Here is a 13,965-nt window from a genome sequence, read left to right as displayed (position 1 = left end):
GTGCCACTCTCATCAACTATGGCCACGGTCGTCCGATACCCGAGCCTGAAAACGGATCGTCTCGTTCTGCGAGGTTTCATACCAGAGGACGCTCCGCGTGTTCAAGCGCTGGCAGGCAATCGCGCAGTCGCTGCGACTACGGCGCTCATTCCACATCCGTATCCCGATGGGGAGGCCGAACGCTGGATCGAAACACACAACAAGGAATATGGAGAGGGCAGGAGCGTCACTTTCGCGGTGACTCTGCGTGGCAGCGGGGAATTGATCGGAGCATGCAGCCTGACACTGTGCGGTAGACACAAGCGTGCAGAGATTGGTTTCTGGATTGGGGAGCCGTATTGGGGATTCGGTTATGCCACCGAAGCTGCACGTGCCGTAATCGCATTCGGTTTCGCACGGGGTCTCAACCGAATCTTTGCTGAACATTACCACGTCAATCCCGCCTCAGGTCGTGTATTACAAAAGGCGGGCATGACGCACGAAGGCACCAATCGTCAGCACATGATTAAATGGGGCAAACCGATGGACTGCGAGGTGTACGGCATACTCGCGAGCGAGTGGAAGTGCGGCTCTTAACTCGGGGCCCGGCGCCGGGCCGGTGGTCCTGACCGCTTTTGCTCAGGGATTGCCTAAGCAGCGTCCCTGACCATAGAGCACATCCCGATTCCGCAAGGGATCTTCATTGGATGTCGCGCCGGCACCGCGGCGTGATTCGATGGTATCCGGAACTCACCGCGACTCAGGTCGCTGGCGCGTGGATTCACACGTGCTGATCGACAAGGACCGGGTTTCCGTCAGGGTCCACGGCGACGAAGCTGGCCGGCCCCGTTGTGCTGTCGTCCGCCCGTTGCTGTAACTTCACTCCTTTGGCTTCCAGCCGGCGCTGCAGTTCGCGAACATCGGTGAAAGAGGCGAGCTTCTCAGCATTGCTGTCCCAGCCGGGGTTGAAGGTGAGAATGTTCTTTTCGAACATCCCCTGGAACAACCCGATGACATGATCGCCGTTTTTCAGGATGAGCCAGTTCTGCGAGGCATCTCCGGCGAATACGGTGAACCCGAACTTTTCGTAGAACCCTCTCGAAGCCTCGATATCTTTGACAGCCAAGCTGATCGAAAACGCGCCCAGTTCCATGCTTTGCCCCTTTCAGTACGGCCAGATTCTGTGACGCAAGTTGCGGCCACACAATGCCACTCCCCACGCTATCGTATCAAACTCACACACCCCAAATATCAATCTCACGTTGAGTCAGCTCCGCGACAAAGGCATCGGGATCGACTGCGGTTTCCTGCGGGACGACGCCGCGCGTCGTGATGCGGCCGTCGCAGATCATCTGCAGGATGATCGACGCCGGGAATGCGGTCATGCGCATCATCGATGTCAGGCCGTTGGACGGGTCGCATTCGTCGATGATGTCGAGTCGGTGCGTCTTTCCCGCGCCGGAAAACTCGACTCGGACCACTGTCCGGTCCTGCTCGCCGATCGGAACACGCGCGGCGATCTGATGCGCCGTCAGTCGGCGTGGGATGACGGGATGCCCGTCGATGGTCACCGAATCCGACGAGAACAAACCCAGATGCATCAGCCAGCGCATCGCGCCCGCATGGCCGGGGTAGCGCAGGGTCTTGTAGTCGAGGTTCTTAAGACGACGGCCATAGGTCTGCGGGAGAGTCGACGTTCCGCCCGACGTGTTAAATGCTTCGAGTAATCCCACCGGTTGATCGAATTCGCATGTCTCCAGATCGCCCAATGGCTCCCCGGTGACGATCCGGCCATCGCGCAGCATCACCGGCGGCTCGACATACTCGTTGATCAACCCCTCGACCGAAAAGAGCCGTTCATACGAAAACGGTTCCTTCGGGTTGGCTGGCAGTCCACCGACCCGGATCTTGACCGAGTCGGCCCAGGCGAATCGCCTCAATCCCCAGGCGACCAGCACGCTGGCCATGCCCGGCGCCAGGCCGCAGTCCGGGATGATCGTGATGTTTGTCGCCTGCGCGTCGTTGTTGCGGGCCAGTTGCGCATTAACGATGTCGTTGTTGCCGCCCAGGTCGACCATGTGGGTTCCCGCGGCGATGGCCGCATCGGTGAACGCGGCATTGAAGCCGTAGTGGACGGCGCAGAAGGCGCCATCGGCATTGCGCATCAGTTCATCGACGCGTTGACGGTTGTGAGCATCGAATGACACCGGCCGGACACGGTCGTCATCGAAACGGGAGACAAGATGCCTGAGCGCCTCAGTGGACGAATCGGCGACCGCTATCGACTCAACCGCACGATTTCGCAGCAGATCGAAGACTGCGCCGCGCGCCATCATTCCGGCGCCGAGAATCAGGATGCGCAAGTGAATGGTCTCCTTTTAGCCGCGAGTCGTCGGAACCAACCGATTGTACAGCCACCCAAGAACCGCGCCGGCGATCGCTCCGTCAAGCAGGGCATAGAGCGCCCCGACCATGACACTGGCGAAACCGTTGCCGTAGTGATAGCCGGGGTACAACGATTCCATCACACGCAGGAACACTTCGCCATAGCTTGGAAAAGCCAGATTGACCAGCCCGACCAAAAACACCAGCGCCGACCACAGCACGGCGCAGGTCAAAGTCAGCGCCTTGATGTTGAGCTTCATTTCGCCCTCCTGTTCATTGCGAATCCCGCCGTCATGGTACGACGACCGGCACGTCCCGTCACTGGATTCGGGAAACCGCTCGCGAGAGAGTCCGTGGTCGACAAAGTCGCAACAATTCGGCCACTCGAAAGAATCGACGCCTAAAACTGTCCGATTGCGTATACATCCTTCGGTATGGACTGGATCACCCATGCGGGGACCGGGTTTTTCTTCGGGCAACTGGCGCTCAAGCCCGAGGAGCGCCCCCAACGCGCCGGGTGGTGGTGGGTGCTGGCGTCGATAAGCCCCGATTGGCTGGAGTTTTTGACGCGCTGGTTCGGCGACATCCATCGCGGCGTCACGCATTCGCTGTACATGTGGCCGCTGCTGGCACTGGGTTGGGCGGCGGTCGCGAAACGTTGGGGTGGGGCGGCCGCGACGCCGTTTAAGAAGCTGTGGAGCGTCTTCTTCATCGTCATCGGATCGCACCTGCTGCTGGATGTCCTGATGTCGTATCGGCTCTATCTCGCCTGGCCGTTTGCCGAGACGCGCTGGGCCTGGGGCATCATGCCGCTTTACGACATCTACATCTATGGCGCCTGGCTCTTGCTGCTTGGTATGCACCATTGGCGCAAGCTGGCATCTGTACAGACGGCAAAGGTCGGGCTGGCGATCTTTATGATCGCGGTTTCGATCCGTGCCGCCGGGAAAATTCGCGCCCATGCGCTCGCGGACAATCTGATGACGGACGGCACGAGGATCGTGGATGTCCGGACCCGACCCACCTACTACGAGCCGTGGATCTGGTTCGCCCGGGCCTCGGAGGCGACGCCCGATTGGACGCCCATCAACGTCATCACCGGGCAGATTATCCCATTCGATCAGACCATCGAGCCGTGGTTTCCGCCGATTCCGGGACGCTCCCACGTACGCCGCCCGCGCGGTTCGGGTGGTTGAGCTCGATTGTAGCCCCTTCCCCCTCTATTGACATCGCGACCGGGCACCGAGATTTTGCCCGAGCCGTTTGTCGGCAGGTTTGATCCGACGCCGTGTATGGCATCGGTCGTGCATCGGAGGGGTAGACCTAACTGGTAAGGCAGCGGTCTTGAAAACCGCCGGGCGCAAGCCCCTCGGGGTTCGAATCCCCGCCCCTCCGCATGGACGCGAAATGAACCCCGAATTGTGCACGGTCGGTTCACACCATCTCAGACTCCCTCTCCCGTTGGAGAGGGTTGGGGTGAGGGGAAAAACGACCGCGCCTGATGTTGCGAGAATCGAGACCGGATTGACGAATGGAAAAGAACGAAACCGCCCGCATTGAGGCCTTTAGCGACGGTGTCCTCGCCATCATCATCACCATCATGGTGCTGGAGCTGAGGGTGCCGCACTCGGCGGAACTTTCTGCGCTGATGCCTCTTCTGCCAGTGCTTCTGAGCTACATCCTCAGCTTTGTCATGCTCGGCACCTACTGGAACAACCATCACCACTTGTTTCGTGTCGCGAAGCGCGCGCACGGCGGAGTCATGTGGGCCAATCTACACCTGCTCTTCTGGCTGTCGCTGTTTCCGTTTGTGACCGCCTGGATCGGCGAGAACCGCGGCGGTCCATGGCCTGCGGTTCTGTATGGCATGGTCTTGCTGATGGCGGCGATTGCGTACTTCATTCTGCAACAGATAATCCTCACGCATCACGGAAGCCAATCCCCACTGGCGATGGCAATCGGCCATGATGTGAAAGGGAAGATTTCCATTGCGCTGTATCTCACGGCGCTGCCGCTGGCATTTGCGCACGAATGGATTTCCTATGCCATCTATGTGTCGGTCGTGGTGATGTGGCTGGTCCCCGATCGGCGGACGGAAGCGGCGAGCAGCGCATAAAATCATCCAAAACGTTGAGCGCGCGGTACGTCCCGGCGCGGAACTTTCGTGAGCCAGTCCGACACGGATTCGACACCCATGGGCAGTGCCGACGACCCGTCCTCCTGGCTGGACCAGCACGGTGATTATCTGTACCGGATGGCGTATCTGCGTGTGCGCGACCGCAGCGCCGCCGAGGATATTGTGCAAGAGACTCTCCTGGCGGCACTGCGAGCGTGGCCTCACTTTCAGGGGGCATCGTCGGTTCGGACTTGGCTGACCGGCATCCTCAAAAACAAAGTCGTCGATCATGTGCGACGAACGTTTCAGACCGAAACGTCGGAGCCAGTCGACGAGTCGACGGAACGTGGTACTTATGGCTTTACCACCGAGGGCCGATGGGTCGGCCACTGGGACCAACGGTCAGGTCCGGTCGATTGGGGCGATCCGCACACGCTCATGGAGAACCGCCGGTTCTGGGAGGCCCTCGACCGCTGTCTGGCCAAACTGCCGAAACGGCTGGCCGCGGTGTTTGCTCTGCGCGAGATCGAACAGATGGACACCGCTGAATTGTGTAAGACATTGGAGATTACGCCGACCAATCTCTGGGTGATGTTGCATCGCGCCCGGCGCCAAGTGCGGCATTGCCTGGAGATCCACTGGCTGGGGCACCGCCGGTCTGACCGTGGAGGGACATTCAGATGAGTGGACCGATTAAAGAGCGCGTCATCATGTGGCTGGCGGCCATTCAGCCGCCATGCGAGGTGATATCGCGGTCGATTTCCGACTCGCTCGACCGGCGTCTCTCTTTGCGTGAACGCCTCTTGATCCGCCTGCACCTGCCCATCTGCCGATGGTGCACTCACTACAAGTCTCACCTGACGACAATCCGACACGCGTTGCGTGAATCCGCGGACCCGGAGTTGGATCCGGAAACCGAGTTGCGCGGACTTTCCCCGGAGGCGCGTGATCGCATCCGGCGGCGACTGCGGCACTCTGGCGAACGGAATGAGGGACGATAACAACCGCCGCATGCGCGGATGAGCAGCAAAGTTTTCCTGTAAGGATTCCCGCCAGCCAAGCGACCAAGCTGCGGTCAGGGCACCATCCCCCCTTCATCGCAATCCAATCGGTGCCCGCAGCGCATAAAGGAGTCTGTCTATGACGTCCATGGTCGTGGTACGTCCGCCTCGCGCGCAAGCATTCGCGCTCAAGAACGGGATCATCGTGCTGATCCTCATGTTCACTCCCCAACGTGTCCTGGGAGTCGGCGGCATCATCAACGTCCCGGGCGATCAGCCCACGATCCAGGCAGCGATCGACATTGCCGAACTCCTGGACACGGTGCTGGTCGAACCTGGAACTTATTATGAGAACATCAATCTGAAAGGACAACAGATCACGGTTACCAGCCGTTACGCGATCGACAACGATCCGGCGCACATCATCGCAACGGTCATCAACGGCAACCAGCCCACACATCCCGATACCGGCAGCGTCGTGCGCATGGTCTCCGGTGAGAACCAGTTCACCATACTGCAGGGGTTCACGATCACCGGAGGCAACGGCACGATCTGGATCGATCCCCACGGTTTCGGAACTTACCGTGAAGGGGGAGGGATACTCTGCGAGGGGAGCTCGCCCGTCATCCAATACAACCGCATCATCGAGAACGAGGCAATTCTGGTCACCGCCGGACTGGTCAGCGCCGGCGGCGGCGGGATTCGCGCCGGTGACGGTGACCCGAAAATCCGCAACAACATCATCGCCAACAATCAGGGCCGCTACGGCGCCGGGATCGTGTTGAACTTCTGCGCCGCCGACATCCGCAACAATCTCATTGTCGGCAACACCGGCGGCGAATCATTCGCTGGTTCCGGGATCTGGTCGTACAGCAGCCATACAGTCTACATCTACAATAATGCAATTCTCGACAATGTCTCAACGATGCCCGGCGGCGGCATTTATAGTTGGCTGTCGACGACCACGGCGCGCAACAACATCATCCGCGGCAATCAGGCACCTTCATTCGCACAGATTCGTGTCAATGGCGGAACCGTAACCTTCGAGTACAACAATGTCGAAGACGGGTATGCGGGCACGGGTAATATCGATGCCGATCCCGTGTTCATCGGACCATACTACCACCTGGCCGACAACTCACCCTGCATCGATGCCGGGCACCCCGATGCGGCCTTCAATGATCCGGAAGACCCCGGCGATCCCGGCATGGCGCTCTGGCCCGCGCTCGGGACAATCGCCGACGACATCGGCGCCTATGGCGGGCCGTTCGCACGCGACATCGACTCAGACATCGATGGCGATGGCACTCAGACCGCCACAGACAATTGCCCATTGACGGCCAATCCCGATCAGGCCGACGCGGACGCAGACGGACTGGGCGATTTGTGCGACAACTGTCCTAATCACTTCAACCCGGGACAGGAGGACTCAGACGGCGATGGCATCGGGGATTCGTGCGAGTGCTTCTGCGCCTGCCACGCAGATCCCTCGTGCGATGCCATCACAAATGTCTTCGATGTCATCGCCGCGGTCGATGTGGCGTTCCGCAGCGCAGCGCCGACGTTCGATCTGGAATGCCCGAAGGCGCGCACCGATGCCACTTGCGACGATCTGACCAACGTCTTCGATGTCATCAAGTTTGTCGACGTCGCCTTTCGCAGCGTCGATCCACTGGTGGCGTTTTGCGATCCATGTTCATTGTGACGAGTGGACAATCCCGGCTCAGCGCTTGGGCGCCCCGCGCTGCTGGCGCATGACGTATTCAATGGTCTCGTCCTTCTCTCCGGAGCCGTGGCCGTAGTAGTGCCACTTGGGGAAATTGAAATCGGAGGTGATTGAACGCGGCAGCAGCAGCACCGCGCGCAGGAATGATTCCAGATCCGGAACATCGTAGATGTTGACCGCAAATCCCCACTCACCAAGATGCGCGATCAGCGGTCGCATCAGTGTTGTGCGCCAACTCACTGAGAAGCGGTTCATTCCCCATGAGCGGTACAACTCGAGAGTTTCACGCGCTTTCGCCGGGACACCGAGGGCCAACGCCGCCATATAGTCGACCGGGCATTGCAGGATCGCTTTCGGATGCTTCTGTGCGAGCTGTTGGAACCCCACCTGCCCGAGCCGTTCAACATTGCCGTTGAACCACAACTGCTCGTCGGAGAATCCGCAAGTCGCGATCAGGTCCAACACCTGATCGATCACGACGCCGCCTTCCTTGAAATCGAACTTCACGCTGCGGCCGTGCTTGTGCAGCTTTTGCAGCATGTGTTCCAGCGAGGGGTTCTTCTCGCGCGATGTGCGCGTTCGTTCGGCAAAGCTGTCGTGACGCGTGATCAGATGCCCGGTCTTCGGATCGCGCCGGGCATCCAGCTCGGCCCATTGAATGTTTGAGCCGAGAAATTGTCGCAGATTCGCCTCGGTGTTGACCCCATGCCAGACCAACTGAATCTGCGGCGGCAGATCGCCCTCAGTGATCAACTCGGTCAGATCGTAATTCGATCCGACCGCCGAGCTGGTGGGCACCCGTGATCGTCTACTCTCGTACAGCGTGTTGGCATGCAACAGAATGATCTCGCCGGAATCATCGATTCGCCCGACCGCGCGCAGATTCTCCGGCTCGTTATCGAGAAAGGCGATGACACGGTACCCATCGCGGCGAAAACGTGTGATCCCGGCGGCCTTGCCGTCGGCGACTTCGACATCCCAGTCGTGGGGGTTCATGTGCAAGAGCGCATCATCGAACCGCACGCCGAACTCCTCGCCCAATGCATTCAGCGAGCGCAACGTGTCGGCGCGGATTGATTCGGGACGTCCGGTGTTTAAGCCGACAGACGTATCGGGCTGAATCTGAAACCAGCGGATGACATCAAGCACGCCGCGATACGGCAGATGCGACGCCGCGATCGCCTCGGGGCTCCAACGGCGTTCATGAAACCACTTCATCACTGCCCCTTGCTGCCCCGGCGGCACACCGACCGAATCGAGCAGACGCTCGACATGGTTTTCGTGGACCTTGATGCCCGACAACTTCAGCCCGGCAAAGAGACGGGTCTGATGCGCCTCGTCGTATGCCTGAAGCACATGCAGGATCGTGTGCCGCATGTCGAGGATGGTGCCGTCGATGTCAAAAAGGATCAGCAACCGGTCAGCGGGCCTGGCCTGCCGCATCTTGTGGAAATGCTCGGCGAGCTCGCGCATCCAGTTGGTCGACGGGGTGGTCCTGGACATGGTATTAACCGGCCTCTGTACCTGCTTTCGGCACCGGCCGGGGCAATTTGATCTGCTTGCCGCAAGGGCGACAGGGGATTTTCTTGGGTAGAGTACGAAGGAATCAATCGCGATGACCCCCGTCTCCCATCAAGACCTCGTTCGCCGCTACTACGACATCCTCAACAGCGGCGAGTGGGACCGTTTGAACGAAGTTCTCGTCGACGACTATGTCGATCACGCCGCCTGGAAAAACATCGAGGGTCTGCGCAAGACGATGCGCGATCTCCATGCGGCCTACGCGGGATTTCACATTGTCACCGACGACATCTTCGGCGAGGGCGACCGCGTCGTGGTGCGCTCGACCGCCGGCGGCACCCGCGACGGCAAGCCACGCACCATCCGGTCCATCGTCATTTATCGCATCGCGGGCGGCAAAATCGCCGAAAGCTGGGGACACAGCGATTCGTTCTTCTAAGCCGCAACTCCGCGGAAACCGCCGAGGCGGATTGTTGTTTTCGTAGGCATGCGCCTGTCAACAAGACAAACTCCGAAGATCATTCCACTAGCGTTCGCGCTGTGCACGCTCGTGCTGCTGGGCTGTCCCGACGACAAGAAGAAGAGCACCGAGCCGATGGTCGAGGACACCGCGCACTATCGCGTGACCTTCGATGCCTCCTGGAGCGCCGAAACCCATCCGCAGGACTTCCCCGCCACGGCCCACTGGTCGGGATTAATCGGCGCCACGCACAACAGCGATGTCCGTTTCTGGCAAGAGGGTTCGCTGGCATCGCTGGGTATCAAGGACATGGCCGAGCTCGGCGCGAAGATTCTGTTCTCCAACGAAATTGTCGATGCCATCTCATTGGGAACGGCGCAATACAAGCTCTCCGGCGAAGGCATTGCCCATTCACCGGGGATGGTCTCGCTCGATTTCGAAATCTCCCGCGACTTCCCGTTGGTGACGCTCACGTCGATGGTCGCCCCCAGTCCCGACTGGTTCGTCGGCGTCAGCGGCATCTCGCTGCTCGACGGCGACGATTGGGTCGATGAGCGGGTGGCCGAACTGCACGCCTACGACGCCGGAACCGACGACGGCGAGACCTATCAGGCCGCCAATGCAGTGAGCGACCCGTTCGTGCCGATCCGGCAAATCGAAATCGAGCCGTTCCTTGTCGCCGGCGTCGTGCCGTCGATGGGGACATTCACCTTCACGCGTATGACAGACGAGTCACGATGACACCTCAATCGTCGCAACCGTTCCGCGTCTCGCAAATCGATCATGTCGAGCTGTTTGTCCCCGAACGGCGGGCCGCCGCCGCATGGTACGAGCGCACGCTGGGGTTGCGGATCGTCGCAGAGTACGAGTTCTGGGCGGACGATCCCGGCGGGCCGCTGATGATCAGCACCGCCGACGGACAGACGAAGCTGGCACTCTTTGTCGGTGAACCGCAAGGTCAGCACGAGTCGACCGGACATCGCCGTGTGGCGTTCCGTGTCTCGGGCGAATACTTCCTTCGATTCCTCGATCATATCCGGGCAAATCCCGTCTGCGATCGTCGCGGCGAAAAGCTGACATGGCTTTCACGCGTCGACCACAGTAAATCCTGGTCGGTCTACTTCTGCGATCCCTGGGGCAACCGCTACGAAGTGACGACGTACGACTACGACACAGTCCGCGAAACGCACTGAAAGTAGGTCAGGAACCCTGCGCTCCGGACATGCCGGTCACAATTCGAAGCGGCGGCCCCGGTTGAACCTGCCGACGACTCCTGACAACAACAATCCGACGCCAAACAGCGTGACGATCGTCGCCCCCGGCGGCCAATCGGCGAGAAACGACACGGCCATCCCGGCGATGCACACGATTACGCCAAATACCCAGCCAAAGAGCAGCCGTCCACCGTGACCCTCCCCCAATGCCAGCACCGCAGCGACCGCGGGAACAACCAAAAGCGAAAATACCAGGAGAACCCCGGCAATCTGCACCGATGATGTCACCACCAGCGCAAACGTTCCATAAAACAGGAAATCCCAGAGCAGGATCGGCAGACCGTCGCGACGCGCCCCATTGGGATCGGTCGTAAGCCGCCACAACGGCCTGCGCCACGACCAGTGCAATGCGCCGATGACGGCGTAGATCACAGCGGTCTTGATCACATCGAACGGCGAGACAGTCAGCACCGATCCGACCAAAAGCGCCTTGATGTGTTCGGCGCCCTCGGGCTGGCGCGCGACCGCGAGCACGGAGGCGGCGGTGGCTACAGCGTAGACAATCCCGATGATCGCCTCCTGCGGGACATCATTGCTGCGACGGCGCGTCAGCGCGAAAATCAGCGCGCCCAGGAGCGCAAATGCCAGGCTGAACCAGTAGGCGGTTCCGGAGTGCAGGTCCAATCCGAACAGAAACGCGATCGTGGAGCCGAACGCGGCGACCTGCGCCAGTGAGAGATCGACGAAAATGATCCCGCGTCGGATCACATGCTGGCCGAAGTAGACATGGATGCCGGTCAGCACAATACACGCCAGCGTCGGCCACAGAAGAATGTCGAACGCCGCACTCACTCAACAACCTGCGCGACAGAAGTCAGTCGCGCGACCAGGGTATCGATCAGTTTTTCGTACGTCTCGGTGCCCGGCAGCCCGCCCACGGATTCGGTCAGTACGACGGTCCGGCATCCGGATTTGCCCGCCAGCCACTCGGGCGTGCGCTTGTCGTGAAACGGCTCATACGCCACCGCCGGAATCTGTTCCTGCCGGATGCGCTCCAGCAGTTTGGTCAGATGCGACGGCGATGGTGTCACGCCGGGGTATTCTTCGACGAAGGCAACCGTGTGGCACCCGAAGAACTCGCAGAAGTACGGCCACGTGTTGTGATAGCCGATGAATTCGACATTGCCCATCGCGCCCTTGTCCGCGTCCCATTCGTTCATCTTCGATTTCAAGCGCGCAAGATAGCCGTCCCGACCGGATTCGTATGCGTCGGCATGCTGCGGATCCGCGGCCGTCAACGCATCGGTGATGTTGGCACAGATGGTCGGCACGTTCTCCGGCGAGAGCCAGTAGTGAGGGTTGCCGTAGCGGTGCAGATCGCCGTAGCGGGCGTCCGCCTTGAAGGTCGGCACTTCCAGCGCGTTGATGCCCGCCGAGCAATCGGTCACGATGAGATCAGAATTGCGCGAACCGTCGATGAGTGACTGCGACCAGACATCCAATTCCAGGCCAAGCTTCAGGTACACATCCGCCCTGCGCAGCTTCAGCAGATAGCTGGGCAGGACTTCCACATAGTGCAGGTCGCGATTCCCCGCCGCGATCACATCGACATCGACAAGGTCGCCGCCGATTTGCCGTGCGAAATACTCCAGGTCGGCAGTCGCCGCGACCACCCGCAGCTTGTCGGCGGCGGCCGCCGATGGCAGAGCCATCAGCAACGCGACAAACACGGTGACAATCCAACATTTCTTGATCGGTAACATATCAGCACCTCGCTAAAAAATGTGCGGTTTGTGCGGTCCCAGTGAGAAGATCAATTGCAATGTTCCCGCCCAGATGGCCTCGTCGGAACCGATTGGTTCGCCATAGGAGATCAGCGCGCGCAATAGCGTCGTTTCTTCGGCCGGTGCGAACCCGGCGAACATGCCCAGTTCCCATCCGGTTGCATCGTTGTTCTCCAGCGCCTGCGCCCAGCTTCCCTGCGCGCCGACGTTGAAACGTTGCCGGAACTGGTAGTCGAAGTAGCCGAAGAGACCATGACTGGTGATGTCGCCTGATACCTCTTCCTCTTGCAGCGAGGACGATTGCTGCGCGCGCAGTGCGGAGAGCGTGTCGATCTCTTCCTCGTCGTGATGCTCCTCCGCCGGCTGCCGGTTGACCAGCCACTCGCCGACGACAGTAAACGACCGGTATCGATCCGGCTTCCAGCGCAGCTTGACATCGGCGCCCCCAACCCAGCGGCGTTGGTCTTCGTGAGGGATCCCGGTCAGCCCGGTCACACCCAGCGACAGCGACGTGTACTCATCCAACGCGACGAACGAATTGAGTCGCGCGGCGAAGGCACGTTCGTTGGGACGCTCGTCCTCTTCATGCTCTTCCTGTAATGAGCGCACGCGCATCGCTTCCTCGGCATGTTCATCGCCGTGTTCATGCGGTTGCAGAAAGTCTCCTCGCAACATGTCCGCCGAGAGTGTCGTGGCGACATTCCCGGTCGGTATGGGGATCGATGCGCTCACGCCGACATCGCGCAGGCCCTCTTCGCCGAAGAACTCCTCGTGGGCGAGCGGACGATTGATGAACGAATACGCATGTGGATGCAGCGGATTGACCTTGCCGAAGTCCAGAAGGTACTGTCCGGCGCGCACTGACAATCCCAGAGGCAGCCCACGCAGAAAAGTCGCGTACAATTCTTCGATTTCCGATTCGCCGGTGCCGTGCCACGCCAGAAAGACATCGGCACGGACGTACGGATTCAAGTATCCCTGCACCGCCAGTTCGGCCTCTTCCAGGTCGAGATTGAGCTGATCGGCATCCTCGGCGGCCCCGTCATTGTGACCGGATGCGCGCACATCGCCGATGAGCGAAATGTCGGGATTCAGCGTCGTCTGCGCGTGTGCAGATGGACCCCACGCGTTCAGCGAAGCTGTCATCAATACCAGCAGCGGACCGATAGCGGTCCGCGATAGACCATTCATATCAGCCTCCGCCCTATTCCGATGGGGCACGTTGTCGGATGTCAGTGATCCCCGTGAGGGGAACAGGTCGCAGCGTTAACGCTGAGCGCGACCGAAGGGCGGAGCGCGAGAGGAATACGAATCGGATAAATCGGAGACAAGAACGAGCGTTTCAGAATCAGATGAAAAACCGACAACGCGCCAGTAGAGCAGTATGGCGCAGCCGGTCATCGGCAGCGCCGCCGATGACGCCAAGAGCACGCACAGCCAGCAGACATGATGATGGCCGCTGTCGTCACCGTGCGCATGCAGAGCAACAGCGGTGAGTGACGCTACGGCGAGAAGCGCAACGAGAAAGCGAAGGATGTTGGTGCGGGACACGATCACAACACCCTACATACGAAATCGGACGCCGAAAGTGCTATGTCATTATGTGGGGGGCGTCTGGGCCCGGACCGCCATGCGAGGGCAATCCGTGATCGCCCGAGCCGTTGGCTGGGGGATAGGGATTCGAACCCCAATACCGTGGTCCAGAGCCACGTGTCCTGCCGTTGGACGATCCCCCAGTCTGAGCCGGAGAAGACAAAGGCCCCGTCCAGCGGGGCCCCG

At 60.3% G+C, this 13,965-nt stretch carries 17 protein-coding genes and 2 tRNA genes; 10 read left to right on the top strand and 9 right to left on the bottom strand.

Annotation, left to right across the window (positions count from 1 at the left end):
* The first annotated feature begins 18 nt into the window (after positions 1-18).
* Entirely contained in the window at positions 19-576 is a 558-nt protein-coding gene (locus tag VGB22_00160) for a GNAT family N-acetyltransferase (GenBank protein HEX9749691.1), read from the top strand.
* Positions 577-760: 184 nt separating this feature from the next.
* Here VGB22_00160 and VGB22_00155 read toward each other — a convergent pair whose 3' ends face one another.
* The 3 genes from VGB22_00155 to VGB22_00145 form a co-directional block, all read right to left on the bottom strand.
* Entirely contained in the window at positions 761-1,132 is a 372-nt protein-coding gene (locus VGB22_00155) for a VOC family protein (GenBank protein HEX9749690.1), read from the bottom strand.
* Positions 1,133-1,214: 82 nt separating this feature from the next.
* The gene (locus VGB22_00150; protein ID HEX9749689.1) at positions 1,215-2,342 is read right to left on the bottom strand and encodes a saccharopine dehydrogenase C-terminal domain-containing protein; all 1,128 of its coding nucleotides are present in this window, start codon (positions 2,340-2,342) and stop codon (positions 1,215-1,217) included.
* Between the two features lie 15 nt (positions 2,343-2,357).
* Positions 2,358-2,624: a hypothetical protein gene (locus VGB22_00145; protein ID HEX9749688.1), complete on the bottom strand. Its 267-nt coding sequence runs from the start codon at positions 2,622-2,624 to the stop codon at positions 2,358-2,360.
* A gap of 174 nt (positions 2,625-2,798) precedes the next feature.
* Here VGB22_00145 and VGB22_00140 point away from each other — a divergent pair, with 174 nt between their 5' ends.
* From VGB22_00140 to VGB22_00115, 6 genes are all read left to right on the top strand, one after another.
* Positions 2,799-3,560 (top strand): metal-dependent hydrolase, encoded by a 762-nt coding sequence (locus VGB22_00140; protein HEX9749687.1) that lies wholly within the window; start codon positions 2,799-2,801, stop codon positions 3,558-3,560.
* Positions 3,561-3,675: 115 nt separating this feature from the next.
* Positions 3,676-3,759 (top strand) — tRNA-Ser (locus VGB22_00135).
* Between the two features lie 136 nt (positions 3,760-3,895).
* A complete protein-coding gene (locus VGB22_00130; GenBank protein HEX9749686.1) occupies positions 3,896-4,480 on the top strand; it encodes a TMEM175 family protein in 585 nt (194 codons plus the stop codon).
* A gap of 78 nt (positions 4,481-4,558) precedes the next feature.
* Positions 4,559-5,164, top strand: a complete 606-nt coding sequence (locus VGB22_00125; GenBank protein HEX9749685.1) for a sigma-70 family RNA polymerase sigma factor — start codon at positions 4,559-4,561, stop codon at positions 5,162-5,164.
* Entirely contained in the window at positions 5,161-5,481 is a 321-nt protein-coding gene (locus VGB22_00120) for a zf-HC2 domain-containing protein (protein ID HEX9749684.1), read from the top strand. Before VGB22_00125 ends, VGB22_00120 begins: the two co-directional genes overlap by 4 nt.
* Positions 5,482-5,620: 139 nt before the next feature.
* The gene (locus tag VGB22_00115; GenBank protein ID HEX9749683.1) at positions 5,621-7,186 is read left to right on the top strand and encodes a thrombospondin type 3 repeat-containing protein; all 1,566 of its coding nucleotides are present in this window, start codon (positions 5,621-5,623) and stop codon (positions 7,184-7,186) included.
* A gap of 18 nt (positions 7,187-7,204) precedes the next feature.
* On the opposite strand, the gene VGB22_00110 is transcribed toward VGB22_00115, so the two are convergent.
* Complete coding sequence (locus tag VGB22_00110; GenBank protein HEX9749682.1) at positions 7,205-8,710, bottom strand: hypothetical protein; 1,506 nt, start codon at positions 8,708-8,710, stop codon at positions 7,205-7,207.
* A 112-nt stretch (positions 8,711-8,822) separates the two neighbouring features.
* Here VGB22_00110 and VGB22_00105 point away from each other — a divergent pair, with 112 nt between their 5' ends.
* From VGB22_00105 to VGB22_00095, 3 genes are read left to right on the top strand one after another with little or no spacing between them, the layout of a single operon-like run.
* Positions 8,823-9,167: a nuclear transport factor 2 family protein gene (locus VGB22_00105; protein HEX9749681.1), complete on the top strand. Its 345-nt coding sequence runs from the start codon at positions 8,823-8,825 to the stop codon at positions 9,165-9,167.
* Positions 9,168-9,215: 48 nt separating this feature from the next.
* On the top strand, positions 9,216-9,929 hold the full coding sequence (locus tag VGB22_00100; GenBank protein HEX9749680.1) for a spondin domain-containing protein: 714 nt from the start codon (positions 9,216-9,218) through the stop codon (positions 9,927-9,929).
* Positions 9,926-10,381 carry a VOC family protein gene (locus VGB22_00095; protein ID HEX9749679.1) on the top strand — a complete coding sequence of 152 codons (456 nt, stop codon included), beginning with the start codon at positions 9,926-9,928 and terminating at the stop codon, positions 10,379-10,381. The genes VGB22_00100 and VGB22_00095 overlap by 4 nt, the downstream gene beginning before the upstream one ends.
* A 36-nt stretch (positions 10,382-10,417) precedes the next feature.
* Here the strand turns inward: VGB22_00095 and VGB22_00090 are convergent, their stop codons facing one another.
* The 5 genes from VGB22_00090 to VGB22_00070 all read right to left on the bottom strand — a co-directional run bounded on the left by VGB22_00090 (position 10,418) and on the right by VGB22_00070 (position 13,922).
* Positions 10,418-11,254, bottom strand: a complete 837-nt coding sequence (locus tag VGB22_00090) for an iron chelate uptake ABC transporter family permease subunit (GenBank protein ID HEX9749678.1) — start codon at positions 11,252-11,254, stop codon at positions 10,418-10,420.
* Complete coding sequence (locus VGB22_00085; GenBank protein ID HEX9749677.1) at positions 11,251-12,165, bottom strand: metal ABC transporter substrate-binding protein; 915 nt, start codon at positions 12,163-12,165, stop codon at positions 11,251-11,253. Before VGB22_00085 ends, VGB22_00090 begins: the two co-directional genes overlap by 4 nt.
* Positions 12,166-12,177: 12 nt before the next feature.
* Entirely contained in the window at positions 12,178-13,377 is a 1,200-nt protein-coding gene (locus VGB22_00080) for a hypothetical protein (protein HEX9749676.1), read from the bottom strand.
* A 75-nt stretch (positions 13,378-13,452) separates the two neighbouring features.
* Positions 13,453-13,737 carry a hypothetical protein gene (locus tag VGB22_00075; protein HEX9749675.1) on the bottom strand — a complete coding sequence of 95 codons (285 nt, stop codon included), beginning with the start codon at positions 13,735-13,737 and terminating at the stop codon, positions 13,453-13,455.
* A gap of 111 nt (positions 13,738-13,848) precedes the next feature.
* Positions 13,849-13,922 (bottom strand) — tRNA-Gln (locus VGB22_00070).
* Positions 13,923-13,965: the final 43 nt, after the last annotated feature.

It is taken from the genome of Candidatus Zixiibacteriota bacterium, from assembly GCA_036397555.1.
Lineage (GTDB): Bacteria > Zixibacteria > MSB-5A5 > WJJR01 > WJJR01 > DATKYL01.
This window is presented reverse-complemented; position numbering and strand designations above follow the sequence as displayed.

Coding starts and splice junctions, on each gene's coding strand:
- VGB22_00160 (HEX9749691.1), top strand. CDS start 19: ATGGCCACGGTCGTCCGATACCCGAGCCTGAAAACGGATCGTCTCGTT.
- VGB22_00155 (HEX9749690.1), bottom strand. CDS start 1,132: ATGGAACTGGGCGCGTTTTCGATCAGCTTGGCTGTCAAAGATATCGAG.
- VGB22_00145 (HEX9749688.1), bottom strand. CDS start 2,624: ATGAAGCTCAACATCAAGGCGCTGACTTTGACCTGCGCCGTGCTGTGG.
- VGB22_00140 (HEX9749687.1), top strand. CDS start 2,799: ATGGACTGGATCACCCATGCGGGGACCGGGTTTTTCTTCGGGCAACTG.
- VGB22_00130 (HEX9749686.1), top strand. CDS start 3,896: ATGGAAAAGAACGAAACCGCCCGCATTGAGGCCTTTAGCGACGGTGTC.
- VGB22_00125 (HEX9749685.1), top strand. CDS start 4,559: ATGGGCAGTGCCGACGACCCGTCCTCCTGGCTGGACCAGCACGGTGAT.
- VGB22_00120 (HEX9749684.1), top strand. CDS start 5,161: ATGAGTGGACCGATTAAAGAGCGCGTCATCATGTGGCTGGCGGCCATT.
- VGB22_00115 (HEX9749683.1), top strand. CDS start 5,621: ATGACGTCCATGGTCGTGGTACGTCCGCCTCGCGCGCAAGCATTCGCG.
- VGB22_00110 (HEX9749682.1), bottom strand. CDS start 8,710: ATGTCCAGGACCACCCCGTCGACCAACTGGATGCGCGAGCTCGCCGAG.
- VGB22_00105 (HEX9749681.1), top strand. CDS start 8,823: ATGACCCCCGTCTCCCATCAAGACCTCGTTCGCCGCTACTACGACATC.
- VGB22_00100 (HEX9749680.1), top strand. CDS start 9,216: ATGCGCCTGTCAACAAGACAAACTCCGAAGATCATTCCACTAGCGTTC.
- VGB22_00095 (HEX9749679.1), top strand. CDS start 9,926: ATGACACCTCAATCGTCGCAACCGTTCCGCGTCTCGCAAATCGATCAT.
- VGB22_00085 (HEX9749677.1), bottom strand. CDS start 12,165: ATGTTACCGATCAAGAAATGTTGGATTGTCACCGTGTTTGTCGCGTTG.
- VGB22_00080 (HEX9749676.1), bottom strand. CDS start 13,377: ATGAATGGTCTATCGCGGACCGCTATCGGTCCGCTGCTGGTATTGATG.